The 17,428-nt window shown below is 42.3% G+C and carries 13 protein-coding genes and 1 pseudogene; 4 read left to right on the forward strand and 10 right to left on the reverse strand.

What is annotated here, in order from left to right; translation table 11 throughout:
- Positions 1 to 372 precede the first annotated feature (372 nt).
- The 3 genes and pseudogenes from psb35 to NIES592_RS20560 all read left to right on the forward strand — a co-directional run bounded on the left by psb35 (position 373) and on the right by NIES592_RS20560 (position 3,145).
- Positions 373 to 594, forward strand: coding sequence for a photosystem II assembly protein Psb35 (gene psb35 / locus NIES592_RS20545; protein ID WP_073556748.1), 222 nt, complete (start codon positions 373 to 375; stop codon positions 592 to 594).
- A gap of 881 nt (positions 595 to 1,475) precedes the next feature.
- The gene (locus NIES592_RS20550; protein WP_256678189.1) at positions 1,476 to 2,174 is read left to right on the forward strand and encodes a deoxyhypusine synthase family protein; all 699 of its coding nucleotides are present in this window, start codon (positions 1,476 to 1,478) and stop codon (positions 2,172 to 2,174) included.
- A 283-nt stretch (positions 2,175 to 2,457) separates the two neighbouring features.
- A pseudogene (locus NIES592_RS20560) lies at positions 2,458 to 3,145 on the forward strand (IS1 family transposase).
- 93 nt (positions 3,146 to 3,238) lie between these two features.
- Here the strand turns inward: NIES592_RS20560 and minE are convergent.
- Genes minE through minC form a run of 3 tightly spaced genes read right to left on the reverse strand, consistent with a single transcriptional unit; the run spans position 3,239 to position 5,531 of the window.
- Positions 3,239 to 3,568 carry a cell division topological specificity factor MinE gene (gene minE / locus NIES592_RS20565; RefSeq protein ID WP_009459918.1) on the reverse strand — a complete coding sequence of 110 codons (330 nt, stop codon included), beginning with the start codon at positions 3,566 to 3,568 and terminating at the stop codon, positions 3,239 to 3,241.
- Positions 3,569 to 3,598: 30 nt separating this feature from the next.
- Positions 3,599 to 4,405: a septum site-determining protein MinD gene (gene minD / locus NIES592_RS20570; protein WP_062249990.1), complete on the reverse strand. Its 807-nt coding sequence runs from the start codon at positions 4,403 to 4,405 to the stop codon at positions 3,599 to 3,601.
- A gap of 49 nt (positions 4,406 to 4,454) precedes the next feature.
- Positions 4,455 to 5,531, reverse strand: a complete 1,077-nt coding sequence (minC, locus tag NIES592_RS20575) for a septum site-determining protein MinC (protein ID WP_062249992.1) — start codon at positions 5,529 to 5,531, stop codon at positions 4,455 to 4,457.
- A 636-nt stretch (positions 5,532 to 6,167) separates the two neighbouring features.
- Between minC and NIES592_RS20580 the strand changes: the two genes are divergently transcribed.
- Positions 6,168 to 7,496: a S8 family peptidase gene (locus NIES592_RS20580; RefSeq protein WP_256678190.1), complete on the forward strand. Its 1,329-nt coding sequence runs from the start codon at positions 6,168 to 6,170 to the stop codon at positions 7,494 to 7,496.
- 59 nt (positions 7,497 to 7,555) lie between these two features.
- Here the strand turns inward: NIES592_RS20580 and NIES592_RS20585 are convergent, their stop codons facing one another.
- The 7 genes from NIES592_RS20585 to NIES592_RS20615 all read right to left on the reverse strand — a co-directional run bounded on the left by NIES592_RS20585 (position 7,556) and on the right by NIES592_RS20615 (position 16,981).
- Entirely contained in the window at positions 7,556 to 8,902 is a 1,347-nt protein-coding gene (locus NIES592_RS20585) for a four-carbon acid sugar kinase family protein (RefSeq protein ID WP_062249996.1), read from the reverse strand.
- A gap of 172 nt (positions 8,903 to 9,074) precedes the next feature.
- Positions 9,075 to 10,364 (reverse strand): Glu/Leu/Phe/Val family dehydrogenase, encoded by a 1,290-nt coding sequence (locus tag NIES592_RS20590; RefSeq protein ID WP_062249998.1) that lies wholly within the window; start codon positions 10,362 to 10,364, stop codon positions 9,075 to 9,077.
- A 332-nt stretch (positions 10,365 to 10,696) separates the two neighbouring features.
- Entirely contained in the window at positions 10,697 to 12,202 is a 1,506-nt protein-coding gene (locus NIES592_RS20595) for a carotenoid oxygenase family protein (protein WP_062250000.1), read from the reverse strand.
- Between the two features lie 164 nt (positions 12,203 to 12,366).
- Entirely contained in the window at positions 12,367 to 13,809 is a 1,443-nt protein-coding gene (locus tag NIES592_RS20600; protein WP_062250002.1) for a folate/biopterin family MFS transporter, read from the reverse strand.
- 194 nt (positions 13,810 to 14,003) lie between these two features.
- The gene (locus tag NIES592_RS20605) at positions 14,004 to 15,353 is read right to left on the reverse strand and encodes a beta-ketoacyl-ACP synthase (protein ID WP_073556755.1); all 1,350 of its coding nucleotides are present in this window, start codon (positions 15,351 to 15,353) and stop codon (positions 14,004 to 14,006) included.
- 79 nt (positions 15,354 to 15,432) lie between these two features.
- Positions 15,433 to 16,263: a peptidylprolyl isomerase gene (locus NIES592_RS20610; RefSeq protein WP_073556750.1), complete on the reverse strand. Its 831-nt coding sequence runs from the start codon at positions 16,261 to 16,263 to the stop codon at positions 15,433 to 15,435.
- Between the two features lie 148 nt (positions 16,264 to 16,411).
- Positions 16,412 to 16,981, reverse strand: a complete 570-nt coding sequence (locus tag NIES592_RS20615; protein WP_009459895.1) for a photosystem I assembly protein Ycf4 — start codon at positions 16,979 to 16,981, stop codon at positions 16,412 to 16,414.
- Positions 16,982 to 17,428 lie beyond the last annotated feature (447 nt).

Consider the following 17,428-nt stretch of genomic DNA (forward strand, 5'->3'; position numbering starts at 1 on the left):
TTGAGCGTTGCGTAGCTTGCTTCTCTAACGAGACGCTACGCGTACTCTCAAGAGAACTCGCAGAGTACCCGTAGGGTATTGCGAATTGGTGTTAGGGATAGGGTGTAGTGTTTAACAAAGTTAGATTTTAGTTGCGTCAAGGAGTTCAACATCTTCTCAATTCCCCACACCCCACACCCAAAAACGAGTTAGAGTAGGGGCTTGCGTTTAACGAGCGTGCCATTCGTGTAAAGCCTAAAACACACACGAGTAAAGAAAACAATTGTAGGACAAGATTTTTCGTATGCCCCTATGTGGGATTGAAAGGTATAGATTTTCGTGTTAACTTACGTGATGCAAGACCCGATCTATGACAAGCAGATTAACTCTTAAATGTTACTTTTGAGCGAAATAGCAACTAATCCTACTTATACAAAATCTCTTCAAATTTCTTTGTTAGCAATAACACTGGGTGGCTTCCTGCTAGCCACAATTGTTGGTTCAATGGCCTGGTATACTTCTAAACGCCCTGCTGGTTGGGAAAATACTGAAACCCCAGGCTGGATTTTACAACTTACTAAAAATATCAATAAACAAAATCCATCTAGTAAATAATCTCAAGCTAAGAGAAAAGTACACAGCCAGATGAGTTGGTGGCAACAAACAGGTGTTTGTCTAAAAAATTTCACCAAAATTAGATTTGATAATTACTATTATAGTAAACAGTGATATACTAAGTTATCTCGTTAATTCTTATTGATATATTCACCCAAATTAAAAGAAAAACAAACGTATAATTCGGCTCTTAAGGGCATATGTGAAACAGACAAAAGTTTCTAAGCTAAAATAGAGAGTGTCTGTTCATTATCTTTTGTTTTTATTTGCTAGGTGCGGATAAATATATAATCAACATTAGAAGTTTTCCAGTTTATACATTTGGTTGTTATGCCAGTAAAATTTTACATTCAGACAGAGTGGGCAACAGGTTTTCTTCACTAAAAGTAGGCAGTCATCTGTGCTACACAAGTTGCGTGTCTGGAAGATGGGCAGATAGCTGGTCAATAATTACTGGCTAGTTGAGATATTTAGAAAAAATCCACAGTATTGAATAATATTGCTTGTCCTTGACTTGACTGACTAATCTTGAGAGTAAGGTTTTTGCTTTCATATCAATAGCACCCTGAAATTGGGAACTATAAAACGAAGAACAAAGCCAGATTTTGTCTTCTGCTCATACCTGTTGAGTGTCTTATTCGACTGGTAATCTTTTGGATATTTTCTAGTTTGATTTCAACCTCTCAAAACTATCAGGAGTAAATATGACCACTGCGAAGCGCCTAGTACATTGGCAAGAATTGCCTTTTAGACGCTATGCAGACCAATGATTTTAATTTTCAATAAAAAGGACAATCTACCGGAGCTAAAATTGTTGACCAAGATTTCTTTGAAGCGTTGGGTTATCGTCATTATGTCGGCGACCCTTTGCTGATGATGAGGTGCTAAGACAGCAACGCATAGACCGCATATATGACACCTATATTGATGAGGATCAACTGCGGGTATGTGATATGACGACCGCCGAAATCGCCGAAGGTTTAGAAAAACGTCCCTATTCTTCACGGGAATTTATTCACGAAATGGGGGCTTATTTAGAACGTCGGGGAAACTATGGTCAATCTGTGGTACAAGCCGCTTATCAACACCAAGTACCAATTTTTGTCCCGGCTTTTAGTGACTGTTCGGCTGGATTTGGTTTAGTGCATCATCAATGGAATTCCCCAGAATCTCGTGTGACGATTGACTCAGTGCGAGACTTTCGGGAGTTGACCCAGTGTAAACTAGCTTCCAACTACACTGGATTGGTAATGATTGGTGGTGGTGTACCCAAAAACTTCGCCCAGGATACAGTGGTAGCTGCGCAATTGCTGGGATTTGAAACGAGTATGCACAAGTATACAATTCAAGTCACCGTTGCTGATGAGCGTGATGGGGCTTTATCTGGTTCTACTCTCAAAGAGGCTCATTCTTGGGGCAAAGTAGATAAAGGTACTGAACAGATGGTCTTTTCTGAGGCGACTGTGGCTTTACCATTAATTGCGGGGTATGCCTATGGTAAGGGTAATTGGCGCGATCGCCAACCACATCATTTAGCTCAACTGTTCACTAAACCTCAACTCAAGGTAGCAACTGTGTAGAGATTTTTAGGGGGGCATATTGCCCCCTTTGTTGTATCCACCCACCTGCACAAAATAGAGAATCGCTAGGAGCATTTCTAAAGAAAATTTTGAGATGTCATTGCTACAACGCGCTCAACCTCTTCTGCTTGTGCTAGGTCGGCAGCGATCGCTAAGACTTTAGTCTGGGGTGCAATCTCCTGAATTCGTTGACATACCTCGTTGAGACCTTCAACCCGTCGCCCGATGATCGAGATTCTAGTTGCGGCGTTGCAGAATAGAGATATGAATTAGTGCGATCGCTATGGAATGTCCAAAGTGTGCATCAACCCATATTCGCAAGAATGGTAAACAAAGAGGTAAGCAAAATTACATCTGTGTGAAATGTGGCCGTCAGTTTATTGATTCTTATGAACCAAAAGGTTACTCAGAAGAAATCAAGCGCGAATGTTTAGAAATGTATGTCAACGGTTGTGGCTTTCGGGCAATAGAACGAGTGAAAAAAGTGCATCACACGACTGTCATCAATTGGGTAAAAGAGGTTGGTAATACTTTGCCTGACACACCCCAAAAGGATGAAATACCAGAAATCACCCAAATTGATGAGTTGGAGACCTTTATTGGTAAAAAAAAACAAAATTTGGTTGTGGACAGCAGTAAATAAGCATATTCCCGGAGTTATAGCTTGGGTTTTAGGAGATCGCAGTTCCAACACTTTTAAGCTTTTGTGGCAGGCTATAAGCTGTTGGCACTCTTATTTTTACGTCACAGATGGCTACCTCGTTTATCCTTGTTTTATTAGCGACGAAGACCATATTGTTAGTAAAACCTATATGACACGAGTTGAAGGAGAAAACAGTCGTTTTAGACATTACTTGGCTCGGCTACATCGTAAAACTTTTTGTTATTCTAAGTCAGAATAAATGCTGAGACACTCTATTCGACTAGTCATACATTATCTCAAGTATGGTTCAGTGCCTCTCACAATGTGAGGTACAAGTTTTATTCCAGCGATCGCCTGATTCATATTTTGATTCAGCAACGCCAATATTTTTTGATGGACTACTTAATAAAAATGCAAATAACTAGGTAATTTCACTACTTTCCAATTCATTCTTTTCTTTATTCTCATTATTTTCTATAGTTTCAGATTCTTTAACCCGACGTATAGGGACATTGGCGATTAAAGCACTTGTTCGCTGATTGCTTTCTAAAGAAAACTCTAAACCCTCTGTTTCGATTTCTACATAACGGCAAACAATTTCTAAAATTTCTTGCCGCATTTTTTCTATCATCTGGGGGCTTAAATCAGCGCGATCGTGAGCAATTACTAATTGCAGGCGACGTTTAACTTGATTGCGACTGTTAACGTCAGAATTACGAGTAAATAATCGTTCTAGAAGTTCAATGATCATTGCTGCTAGGTATGGACAGATGGGGAAATATCAAATGATTTTTGTCCACAACAATCTTCTAAGACGAGAGAAGATGCTGTCGCCGGGTGAGTCGAGTTCAAGAAAATCGACCGTTTCACCTTCCAATCTGCGAGCAATGTTATCAAAGGCTGTAGCCGCTAAAGAGGGAGTTTCTGCTAATACTAAAGGTTCGCCGCGATTGGTAGAGACGATAACGCGCTCATCATCCGGAATGACCCCAATCAGAGGAATTGCCAGAAGTTCCTGAACATCCTGCACAGACATCATATCATTTGCCCGTACCATTGCGGGTTTGATCCGATTAATTATTAAATGAATACGCTTGACACCTTGTGCTTCTAATAACCCGACGACGCGATCCGCGTCTCGGACAGAAGCAATTTCTGGTGTGGTAACAATTAATGCTTCTTTGGCTGGGGCGATCGCATTTTTAAACCCCATTTCAATACCTGCGGGGCTATCAATAATCACATATTGATACTTCTGTGCCAGTGCATTCACCAGTAACTTCATCTGGTCAGGGGTGACTGCATCTTTGCTACGGTTCTGCGCTGCTGGTAACAAGACCAAATTTGGTTGGCGCTTATCTTTGACCAATGCTTGTTCCAGGCGACACTCCCTAGCTAAAACTTCCACCGCCGTATAAACGATGCGATTTTCTAATCCTAGCAACAAATCTAAATTTCTCAAGCCAAAATCTGCATCAACTAATGCTACTTGACGCCCGATTTTTGCTAAAGCCATGCCTAAATTGGCTGTACAAGTGGTTTTACCCACGCCTCCTTTACCGGAGGTAATCACAATAATGCGAGTCATGACAAAAACGCGCTCGATGATGTTTCTGTAAATATATAACAATAGAGCTTTATGGCTCTTGGTTCATCCTATTAAATTGGGTCTTAGAAAAATCACTAGCCCTACCGATGCGAATTCCTTGGGGTGTGACATATGCTACCTCAGGATAAAATTGCATCGGTAATTTTTCTGGCGCTCTAGCAACAGCATCTGCGATCCGCAACTGGGTTGGTTCCATTTGCAAGGCCATAATCAGACACTCACGATTACCTCTAGCACCAGCATGAGCAACTCCTCGGAGACGACCCCAAACGAGAATATCACCATCTGCAACTACGATACCACCTGGATTTACATCTCCTAAAATAATTACGCTACCAGGATGGCGAATTTCTACACCAGAACGCACCGTCATTTCTAGATATAGGGCTTCTTTCGAGGGTTTTTTGCTGACTTTGGATTCAGAAGCCAGAATATTTTCTCGTTGTATTTGTTCAACAGAGTAACCAGCCGCAGCTGCGGCGATCGCAGTTTGGCGACGACTAGTAGCAACAGATTTCAGTTGCATTTGCACTTCACTTAAAGTTTCCGCAAGCTGTTGCAGCTGTCTTGCATCTAAAAGGCGATCACCTGCTACCAAATGCACAGGAGTATCAGGTGCAGTGAAGCGATCGCTACCATTGAGTCTGAGCTTTAGCTGTTGCCAAATTTCATTCCAATTGCGTTCCGAAGCTGATAGTTGCGACTCTGTGGGCAGAATTAATAAAAATCTTCCCTCCTCTGTTTTCATTTGAACTTGGATATTTTTACTGACCCCATTTTCCTGTGGAGGTGATTTAGGGGGTTCTTTATCCACAAGGTCAACAGGCAATTCTGCATCCACAACCGTATCAGACTCTACATTAGCAACAGCAGAATTTGATTCTGATTCAGTAAGAACAGAATTGGACTTTAAATACAGTAGAACAGAATTGATCTCCGCTTCTGGAAGTATAGAAGTTGACTCCGTATCAGCAGCGACAACAGATTTTATCTCTGTATCAGCAACAGTAAACTTTACCTCTACATCACAAAGGCTGGAGATTGATTCTGTATCATCAACAGCAGAATTTGACTTGAGATTGGGGATAGCAGAATCAGAAGTCATGCAGCATTAGCCTAAAGAGAGAAACTGAGCAATTACCAATATTAAATTATTTGTCTTTGATACTGCCTTCTCGAAAGTTCACATTATGAAACAGACGTGAGGCAGAAGGAATTCTTTTCTTGGAAAACTCACGTTAGTAATAGATGTTTACCCTGGCTTGGTATAAGAATTTAGCACAAATTCTTCCCAAATGTTGGCAGCTATATTAACAACAAACCTTTTGGGTAGAATGCAGATGATTAAATTTTTTTAGTATAAATTTTTTATAAAACTTCAGTATTGCTGCTTTTCTTCAGTCAGTTTGCAATCAAACTTACGAAATCACTTATTTTTAAACAACAAAGTATAAAATTGTACATTTAATCCAATATACTGTGTAAATTTATTTAACAATAGCCTCTTGTTTCTCCGATGAAATACGAACTTAGACAAAGTATGATGGTAATTTTTATTTTGTGGGTTGCATTAGCAGCTCTCTTTTTATCCAAATTCCAATAATATTAAGTTCCTGGTTTAGAAGGATTTTGTGTCCAGCAAGGATCATAAGTAATGAAATTAGGTTTAACAATCCATTCGTGTTTATTATACTTTTTCTGTTTTTCATATTTATCTATACCCCTTGTCAGCTCCAAAACGTTGATAGCTCCTGCTCATGCTCAGATTAGCCCTTCTGCTAATGGTTTTGAACAAACCAAAACTCCAGACTTTGATAACCTAATTTCTAAAGCAAACAAATACGGTACTGTCAGAGTCATCATTGGTTTAAGAACAAATTTTATACCTGAGGGCAGGCTAGCAACTGGTTTAGTGCAGAGCCAAAGAACAGCGATCGCCCAAACACGAAATGCCATTTTGAGCAAGCTTTCAACTTACAAACCCACTACAATCACAAAGTTTCAGACAATTCCCTACTTTGCTGCTAAGCTCAACGCTCGAGCTTTGACGGCTCTTCAATCCGACCCAAATATCATCAGTATTCAAGAGGACATAGCTGTACCAGCGACACTGACAGAAAGTATTCCTGTGGTTAAAGCTAATGGCTCTTGGGAAAGTGGGTTTACGGGTGCAGGACAAACAGTTGCCATCTTAGATACAGGTGTAGACTCTAGCCATCCTTTTTTAGCAGGCAAGGTAGTTTCAGAGGCCTGTTATTCTACAACTGATTCAACCTACCAAAGTACAAGCTTATGCCCGAATGGATCGCTTCAACAGGTGGGTACTGGCTCCGCAGTTAATTGTACCACTACCATTGCTGATTGCAATCATGGCACCCATGTGGCTGGGATCGCTGCGGGTAATGGTCCTAACTTTTCTGGGGTTGCCAGAGACGCTAAGATCATTGCGATTCAAATCTTCTCTAGATTTAATTCTACTAACCAGTGCTATCCACTTCCAGCGCCCTGTATTTTGAGTTACGCCAGTGATCAAATACGAGCTCTAGAACAGGTTTATAACCTCCGTTCCAGTTTTCCAATTGCAGCAGCTAATATGAGTTTGGGAGGGGGTAACTACACGACTAATTGTGATGCTAGCTATGGAAACCTCAAGGCAATTATAGATAACCTCCGCTCTGTTGGTATAGCTACTGTGATTGCTGCTGGAAATGAGAGCAGCATTAACGGGCTGAGTTTCCCTGCGTGCATCTCGTCAGCAGTTAGTGTCGGTTCTACCAAAGACGGTAGTTCTGGCGGTAATGCTGATGAAGTATCGAGTTTTTCTAACAGTGCTTCATTTCTATCTCTTCTGGCTCCAGGAGAGGTAATCTACTCCTCAATTCCTGGTGGTAATTACGCTAACTTCTACGGAACTTCAATGGCAGCTCCCCATGTCACAGGAGCTTGGGCTATTTTTAAACAGAGGAACCCATCAGCTAGTGTTGCGGACACTCTTGCAAATTTTCAAAATACAGGCATCCCTGTAACTGATCCTAGAAATGGTATCCAAAAATCGCGTATCCGTCTCTGAAAAGAGGGATCGGGGATCGGAAATTGGGCATTTTCCCCTTGTCTCCCTTACCTTGTTCCTTATTTTGTCTTTTGACTCAGCCGTTGATATACAGTCGCCAAGCCATGAGCATCACCGACGTTACCTGGAAATAGTACCACTGGTAAATTCGGAAATTGCGGATGGTCAGCTGGAGTCCGCACCATTGAACAACCTGGTAGGATTTGACCAAGCAACCGGGCAGAAGTCAAGGCTAACCCTGTACTCAAGACATCGTTAGAAGTTATACCACCTTTACTGATTAAAAATCCTAAATCTGCTGGCAAACCTCGTACGACATCCATCAATAAACGGGAAACCTTAGCCCCAAATTGTAAGCGTGTATTCACATCTTTAAAAGTAAGTTCTTGGCGACTGGTATAAACTACTGGTGTTTTGCCAGCTACATGAGCAGTGCGAACACTTTCGAGGACTTCGGTTAACAATGTGTCAGATTGATCAACTTCATCTAACAAACGCGCCACATCAACTTCAACCCCGAATGTACCTTCTACTTGTAGCAGTGCTTCTAACTGCTGAGTAGTCTTTTTGACATGAGAACCCACAATCACTGCTCCTGGCTTACCATTGCGTACATACTCAGCCATATTTTCTGGAGCGATCGCTTGCCCAGGTAAAGCTGCCAAAGCTGTTAAGATACTAGCAGCACTGCGAAATAAAAAGCGTTTTCCTTGACTTACTGCCGATAACACATCTTGGGCAAAACGATCTAAATCTGCTTGAGTTTCTCCATCGACAACACAGCACTGATTACCACTCAGGCTCATCAAGGCTTCTAAGCATCCATTACGGATATCTGCAAGTAAAAATCTTTTCACAGAGTCTGCCTTGATCCGCCCTTGTGTTTTTTCTTCCACATACTTAGGTAAGTAACTGTGATGGTAGCCAAACACAGAATCACGAGCGAATTCTGTTTCATGAACAGGTTTAGGAACACCATCAACAATTAGATAATGTATGCTGTCGCGGGTGATACGTCCACCTTCAAAAAATGCTGGCACAAGAAAGTGAGCATCAAAAGGACCGAGTTCTTGGGCAATAACATCGGTTTCTATCGGGTAGTGTCCCCGCAAAGTCGAGTCAGAACGACTGACAATGAGAAATCCCTCCCTATCCCCTACTTGCGAGGGTGGGAGGGTAGTTGCTAAAGCTGCTTGCAAATTTTGACAAACTTCCCTGGTGACAGATGCAGCCGACTCAGGTGGTAAGGCTCTTGTATTTGTTAATACAAAGAAAATTGGTGCATCGTCTTGCAATCCCAGGCGTAGAGTGTCCACATCCCAACGCATTAGCAGCAAACAACTGTGGACTGTTTGCGAACCTGTTGGATCATCATCAAGGACGATTATTTTTGGTTTTATGGTCATTTCTATATTAAGGGTTTTAGTTTTAAAAGACAAACTAAATTTGCTTGTTTAAGCGATCGCCCAATGTTTTTGGGAGAAACAAACACAGATACACACAGATAAACACCGATAATCTATCTGTGTTCATCCGTGTGCATCGGTGGTCGATATACTTAAATATTATCTGCTAAGTTCAAGGATACAAGCCCCGATCAGTGAGAGCTTGGGCAACCCGACCCACCCCCAAAGTATAAGCTGCTAACCTTAGAGAAATTTGCCTTGTCCTTGAGTGCTTAATCACTTGGCGATATGCTTGCACCATTAAGTGTTCCATTTCACGGTTAACGCGTTCCTCATCCCAAAATACGTAGGAAAGACCTTGCACCCACTCCAGATAACTTACTACCACACCACCAGCGTTCGCTAAGATGTCTGGTAATACCGTTACACCCCGAGCTTCTAGTGCTTGGCTTGCCATCAGAGTCACTGGTCCGTTAGCCGCCTCTGCAACTATCTTGGCTTGCACCTGATTTACATTTTCCTCTGTAATCTGATTTTCCAAAGCTGCGGGAATCAACACATCACATGGTAAAGTTAGTAACTCAGCATTACTAATTGGTAGTGCATCTGGGAAACCAATAACACTCCTGTGGTTCTCAGTCGCATAAGCTTTCAAAGCAGGGATATCAAGACCTTCTTGAGAATAAACTCCTCCAGATCCCGTAGATACAGCTATAACTTTAGCTCCTGCTTGGTGCAGTAATAAAGCCGCTGCTCCACCCACATTCCCAAAACCCTGGATAACTACTCGCACATCCGCCAAGGACTTACCTAGATCAAGTAGCGCCTCTCTGACAATGATCATTACGCCACGTCCCGTTGCCATCTCCCGTCCCCGTGAACCACCAATAGACAGGGGTTTACCAGTTACAACTCCTGGTACCGCATGACCAACATTCACAGAGTAAGTATCCATCATCCAAGCCATTTCCCGGGCAGAAGTACCCATATCCGGTGCCGGGATGTCTACGCTGGGGCCAATATCTTTAATTAATTCGCTAGTGTAACGTCGTGTTATTCTTTCTAATTCACCAACACTATAACGTTTTGGATCTAGAGCAATGCCTCCCTTTGCACCACCGTAGGGAATACCCAATAGCCCACATTTCCAAGTCATCAACATTGCTAAGGCTGATACCTCTCGCAGCGTCACCGCTGGATGGTAACGAGTACCACCCTTGTAGGGACCTAAAACATCGCAGTGCTGCACTCGATGTCCTGCCAAAATCTGGATTTCGCCACTATCCCGTTTTACGGGAATGGACACTGTAACTACCTTACGTGGATGACTAAGTACTTCCAACAGACCTTGATCTAGCTTTAATTCTCGTCCTGCTGCTTCCAGGTAGCTACAAGCCTGGTCTAATGGGCAAATATACGCTGGAGAAGGAGCTTCCAATGGTTGTAGAGATGTTGAAATCATAGATTCTCCCAATCACGGTTCTACAAAATCCTGATCGAACCGGATGTATATATCTAGACTAGCTTTTTTTTGGAAAAAAATAGAAATTTTGTAGTTTATGTCACATTTTCTGGATGTAGCTTTTTGGCTAGCCTTAAAGGTAGTAATATAGTGTAACCAGAGATACACACAGATGAACACAGATAAAAAACATACTTTTTATCTGTGTTCATTTCCTATTTGATTTTGTCTTTGACGTGAACATCTTGAAATGAATCCTTTCTTAGTGCCTTGGTGTCTTGGTGGTTCAAAGATGATCTTTTTTACCACAAAGACACTAAGACACAAAGAATTTAAACAAACACTTCAGGAGTAAAGTTGCCGTGTAAACCATAGGGAATATGGTGTTTCAGATGTAATCTTGCTATTGGTTCCTGGTTGAAATTACGGCCATCTAAAATTACAACATCTGAGCGATCGCGGCTAGCATCATAAACCAAGGCTAATACCCAACCATCGTCTTCTCTTTGAGAATGGGGACGGGGTACAAATACTGGTTCGCTAGCAAAGCCTTTGGGTGCAGCACTCCACAGTTGCCGTTCTCCTGACTCCAGATCAATCTTCAAAAACGCTTGTAAGGGAGCATTACCACTGGGAGCATGAGCAGCACCAATATACAAATAGCGATGCGATCGCCCAATTTTTTGAGGATGCAAGGTTGGAAATTCACAACAACGGCTTTCTAACAAGTTTCGCCGTACAGTCTGCTCTTGGAGGTTGAGGTGAAAACGCCAGAGTTGCCCAGGTTTGAGAGCATCAAAATCTGTCTGTCGAAAATCACTTTCTGGTTCAACTTCTGGTAGAGATTCGTAACAAATAGAGTCAATGATAATCTCGTTACCTTGTTCAAAAGCGTTGGCATGGTGAAACACAAACCCAGACTGAGTTTCGAGAATTTGCACTCCCCTTAGTCCCCCTTTGTCAAGGATTCTGCGAGGAATAATGATCACTCGTGTCGGTTGATTGGGTTGAAACTTAATACATTCGCCTGCACCACGCATTCCCAAGACGAAAGGTATGGGATTGAAAGTTACAGGATTATGAAAGAATATGCAGTAATTCGGTGTAATGGCAAAATCATGGATAAAAGCGAAACCTGGTACACTATGGGCGTGTTTTCTGATTATCCTGCCTGTTGTGTCTAATTCAAAAACAGTAAAAGTTGTAGATAGCCCTGGCTTGATGGAAAAGTTTACTAAACAAGGTTTACTATCATCAAACTCACAACTAGGATCAAAACGAGGATGAGCACTAAAAGCTTCACCTTCTGACAGCACACCGTTAAAGTATTCTTTACCTAAAGTCTCTAGTGTGTAGGGATCGAGGCGATGGGGTTCAGCCGCTTCCCAAAGAGCTAGTAGCTTGTTACCCCAGTAGATGATATTTGTGTTAGCGATGTTTTTGAGTTTAAAGTCGAAGGCATTGGCAAGCCAACCACCTGGTTTTTGTGTGCCAAAGACACCTCGATAGAGAAGTTTTCCTGCTTTTTGTTCCTCTAAATACCCAGCAGTACGCACAAAGCGGTTGCGGAAGTGGGCGCGACCATTTGAAAATGTAATACGGCTAATCATCCCATCTCCATCAAAGGGATGATGAATTGGTTGCCCGTTTATATCTAGTAAACCAGGGCCATTTCTGAACAACGTGCCGTTCAGTTCTGGTGGAATTTGCCCTTCTATATCATTTATCCAATAATCAAATTCTTGTTTTAAAGATTTATATCCACCTTGCCAATCGTTAAGGCTATAGGATTTTGTCGAGGTATGAGAAATTTGTTCTTGAGCTTCAAAAGTCTGCATATCTTGAAATGAGATTGGGGATAGGTGATGAGGGACAAGGGGGACAAGGGAAGGGAGACAAGAGAGACAAGGGGGACAAGGGAAGGGAGACAAGAGAGACAAGGGGGACAAGGGAAGGGAGACAAGGAGGACAAGGGAAGAAGACAATTTTTCTCCCCATCTCCCTAGTCCCTAGCTACTTCCGACTCTAGTTCTGGTAGCATTAACTCTGGCATCATATTGGGTATAAAAGATTCCTCATGATCTGGTACTGAGGCTGGTGGCAGATTCTTAGATGTTTCAGTTTGAGAATCAGCAGCAGGTAACCAGCTGAGGAATGGTAGCGGTAATAAGGTACTGAGGTTAGTAAGGATTACTAAAAGCCAGAGGTTTTCAAAATTTGTTTCTGTAATTCCGAACCAATGCATTAATACTGCACCGAACTCGTAGGAAAGTAGTCCTGCTAAGTTAGTCACTGACATTAACAGGGCAAATAATGTTGCTTCGACTCCTGATGGACAAAGCCTGGCTGCTAGTACCAACACTGGCATATAGGCAATTTGTCCCATGACGGTGAGAATCAGGCTATCACCCAAACTAAACCAGTGATCATCGATGCCTAAGGCGCGGTTTGTGTGAGTTACCAACAGCAACATCGTCATTCCTAAAGCGGCTGAAAGAATAGTACTCCAACCAAAAATGACGCGAAAGGGGACGGTTTTGAGAAAACGTTGGAAGATCCAGATACCTACTAAGGAAGCAACGCTAGTTACTAGGCGGACTCTCCCTAAAAACTCTGGTTGAAAGTGCAATTCGTTTGTAGTGAAGAAGAAAAAGGCTGACTCCGCAGTTGGCGTAGCTTGCCAGATGAAGAGAAATGCTGTCGGTAGCCAAATAGATTTTTGAGTAATGGCTTGGCGCAGTTGTCTAAGTTGATGCTGAATTGATCCTAAGTTGGTGTGATCATTTTCACTACCATCTTTGCTCACAGGAGATTCGGCTATGAACCAAGCTACTGCTGAAACTATGAGGGGAAAAGAGGCGGTAATCCAAAATACGGTGCGATTACTAAAATGCTCTAATAGTACACCGCTAAAGTAAGCAGTAATCAAACCACCAAAGGCGGAAGCACCCCAGCATAAGGATTGCAAGGAACCTGCTTCCGCTTGGGATTCTACTCTTGCTCGTTCAACAACTAATGAGTCAACGATGACGTCACTGACAGCAACAGATAGAGAACCAAGAGCGATCGCTGCTGTTGCAAGTACAGGTGTGTGAACAATTGTGGCTAAGCTCACCCAAGAAGCCGCTCCGATTATCCCCGATAACACCAAGTATGGGCGTCGTCGATAGCCAAAGATGGGGAAGCCATCAGAAATAAAACCAAATAGTGGTTTGATAATCCAGGGTAGGGCAACTATGCCCATCAGGGCTGATACCTGGGCTGGCGTTAACCCTAGTTCATCTTTGAGAAAAAAGCTGACGGCTAAACGTGCCAACCCCAAAATTCCTTGGACAAAGTAAACCGTAAGAATGGCAATTAACTCGGCAGTTGGTTCGTTGCCAAAAAAAATCTTTTCTTTTATAGATTCTTTGACATTGGATAAGTCAGAGGAGGAAACCAGCATTAGATAAATATTTTTTAAGTTTTATCGACTTTTATTATCATATCTATTTTCTTTAAATGCCGTCTAGGAGGAGCATTTAGCGGTCAAAATTTGCTGAAATCACAGAGAAATTACAGATAAATGTGTAAAATTTAATAATTAAAATTTCCGAGAAATTTATTTTTTAAATTAAGATTAAGTTGAATATTGAATTTTTATTTTTCTAGTGCTATTACAGCATTTTGACCTCCAAATCCAAAGCTGAAACACAGCACCCGCTCAACTTTAGTTTGATGTGCCTTGCTTACGAAATTTAAATCAAATTCTGGCTGTTTTAAGCCTACACATGGCGGTAGTATTTGTTGCTGTAATGCCATGAGACAAAAAGCCACACCCAAGGCTCCTGATGCCCCGATAGTGTGTCCTGTAGCTCCTTTAGTAGAACTAACTGGCACGCTTTGCGGAAACAAATATTGTATTATTTTACTCTCAGTTTTATCGTTAATTTGCGTAGCTGTACCATGAGCATGGATATAATCAATATCCTTTGGTGTGAGGTGACTACGTTCTAAACATTGCTTAATGGCTGCGATCGCACTTTTACCTGCTGGTTCTGGAGTGTTGGGATGATAGGCATCTGTTGTTAAGCCAAAACCTAGTATCTTTCCATACACCTTGGCTTGGCGCTGCTTGGCTGACTCTGCCGATTCCAAGATCAGCATTGCTCCCCCTTCTCCTAAAACTAAGCCTTCACGGTGCAAATCAAAGGGATATGCCCCAGTTTTTGCCAAAGCACCCATCTTTTGAAAGCCAGTCAAAGTCAGAGGCGTGATTGCTGCTTCTGTTGCTCCTGTCAAGACTTGCTGACATTGTCCAGATTGAATCAGGAATGTAGCTTGAGCGATCGCCCAAATACCAGTAGCACAGGCTGCCATCGGTGCTAAAACAATGCCAGTTGCACCAATTTGTCTTGCAGTGGCGATCGCATTCATATGTGGTAGGGTGTCGAGCCAAGAAGAGTAGGGGGGGTGTGTAGACGCGGTAGCGGTGAGGGGGTCGCAGTCTCGGACGCCAGGTGCTTTATGTCGGGAGACCCGTCCACCGCACTGGCTCCGCTTTCCGTCACGATTGCGAACCCCCGTAGACGGCCGAAGCCCGGCTTCTCGAAGAGTACCCGGAGGGCTTCCTGTAAGGGTGGGGTATGAGGGGTGTGGGGGGAAAATATTTATCTCACTCCGCCCACTTTCTACCTCCAGATACATCCACCTCGCCATTTCTTCCCACGCCGCTTGATGACTGCGACTCGAACCAATGACAACACCACAATTTGGCAGAGGAGAAACTAAGCCAGCATCATGTAATACTGAAGCAACCAGCTGTTGAGTCAGTACTCTTACCTGTGCTGGTTGCTTGTCAATTAACCCAAGAGGACGTGGTTCTAATTCTGGAAACGGTTGATAGATGTGAATACCGGATTTACCTGCTAGTAATAGCTGCCAGCTATCTACTAGGCTTTTGCCCAGGGCAGAGACTAGACTAATACCAGTAACAACGACTTCTACCAAGTTTGAATGATTGTTGGTTGGTGGTTGGTAATTGGTGGTTGGTGGTTGGTGGTTTGAGTATTTATCAACCAACTAACAACTAATTCTTGTTTTTCAAATTTTCCGCACCTTGGGTTACTTTGGCTGAGTCGATGCGATCGCCTTGTTGAATTTTGTTCACTACATCCATACCTTCTGTAACGTAGCCAAAGACGGCGTAGTTACCATCTAGAAAACCTAAATCAGCTAAAGCAAAGTAAAACTGTGAGGAAGCAGAATCGGGCATTTGCGATCGCGCCATTGCGACTGCACCGAGTTTGTGTGTCAACACAGGTGGTTGATTTATGCGAGCTGTTTCCAATGTTTTGCCGTAGATGGGGGCTTTTGCTCCTTGCGGCTTAATCTCTAGGGGAATGTAGCGCTCAGTACCAGTTTTCGGATCAATGAAACCACCTGTTCCTAACCTATTTACTGAAATTTTTGGATCTTTGCTTTGGGGATCGCCACCTTGAACGACAAAAGGAGCTTGTGGGGGATTACTCTGAGGCCCTATGACTCGATGGAAAACTAAACCATCATATACGCCCCGTTGCACTAAGTCTACAAAATTACCAGCAGTAATGGGGGCATTAGTACCGTCTACTTCAATAGTAATTGGTGAACCTTTAACAGTCATTACTACAGTAGCTTTGCCTTCAAGTCTTGGTAAATCTTTCATTCCAGGGATAGCCTCTTGTGTAGCTTCAGATACAGACTTTGCATCTGTAGTTGTTTCTGTAGTCTCATGTGTAGTTGCGTTCGTGCTTGCTTCCGTAGCTGTTGGTGAAGGAGATGAGGTTTCAGAAGATAATTGTTGTGTAGAACACCCACCTACCAACAAAACACTGACAATCACAAATGCAACTAAAAACTCCGAAAATTTTAACCGCATTAGCTAGTTCTATAGACTCAACCAGTGTATCTTAGCTTCTGATTGCGAGGATGGGTAATGTATAGAAAAATAGTCAAGGGTCAAGAGTCCATTGTCAATTGTGACGAGTTTTTTACTAATACCCATTGACCATTGACCATTGACCAACCTACAAACCTTCTAAAGGTACTCCCAGAAATTTAGCTAATTCTGCTCCCTGAATTTCTATGTCTTTTAAAGGCATCGGTTGACCAACCCTTGTTAAGGGAATATCTCGACGACCTTTGACACGTAAATAGAGAGTACGACGAGGATTTAGACCTTCTTTGATCTGTAATCTTACAGATTGTATGTCTTTGATGTTAAGGTCAATTTCAATACGACGGTTTTTGCCTGGAAAACCCCAACGGAAGATTTTAGCTTTGCCAGTTTCCTGGTTAAACTCGTTGTATCCGCCACCTACATCCAATAAAATTACTGACCACAGATACAAAGCCAGGAGTAGACCAGCTACACCGTAAAATCCCATTACTAATCCTTGTGGGACAAAAATTAGTTGAGTTGGGTCGGTAACTATGAGTAAATTAACATGCAGGTAACTAGATAACGCCGCTAAGAAAAAACCTGTGGCGCCTAAAGTCACAACACTTGCCCACCAGTAGTTACTCAACCGACGTGAACCGAGAACCTTTTGATGCAAGACGCGTTCGTCTTTGTTGATGGTTGTTGATGTCGTCATGGAACTACCTTGGCGATTGATAAATTCCCTTTAAAAGTCTGCCACTGTCTATGGATCTATTGCAAGTTTCTTTTAAGATTTCTGAGAAAAGTTATGTCAGATTGTAAAATTTCTGATATTGATAATATTTAATAGGTCTGTGCTAAATACCTGATTTGCGTATGTAAATCAGGCACAAAGCAAGATAAATATGGTAAGTTAAGAAGCATTAAGCAATTGCTAGCTAAATTTACAGCTGGCATTGTGATTAATGACGCAACTCTGAGAAAAACTGGCTGATTCAGCAGTAGTTTCTCATAAAATCAGGTGTATGACAGCATCTGTGTTAGTGTCAAAAAACGTTAATTCCTCAATAACGTTGCAATTTTAGTAAAAAAGAGGATTTTAGTTCGATGACCATCGCAATCGGACGTAGTACTACCAGAGGGTGGTTTGACGTTCTCGACG

It is taken from the genome of Fischerella major NIES-592, assembly GCF_001904645.1.
Classification (GTDB): domain Bacteria; phylum Cyanobacteriota; class Cyanobacteriia; order Cyanobacteriales; family Nostocaceae; genus Fischerella; species Fischerella thermalis.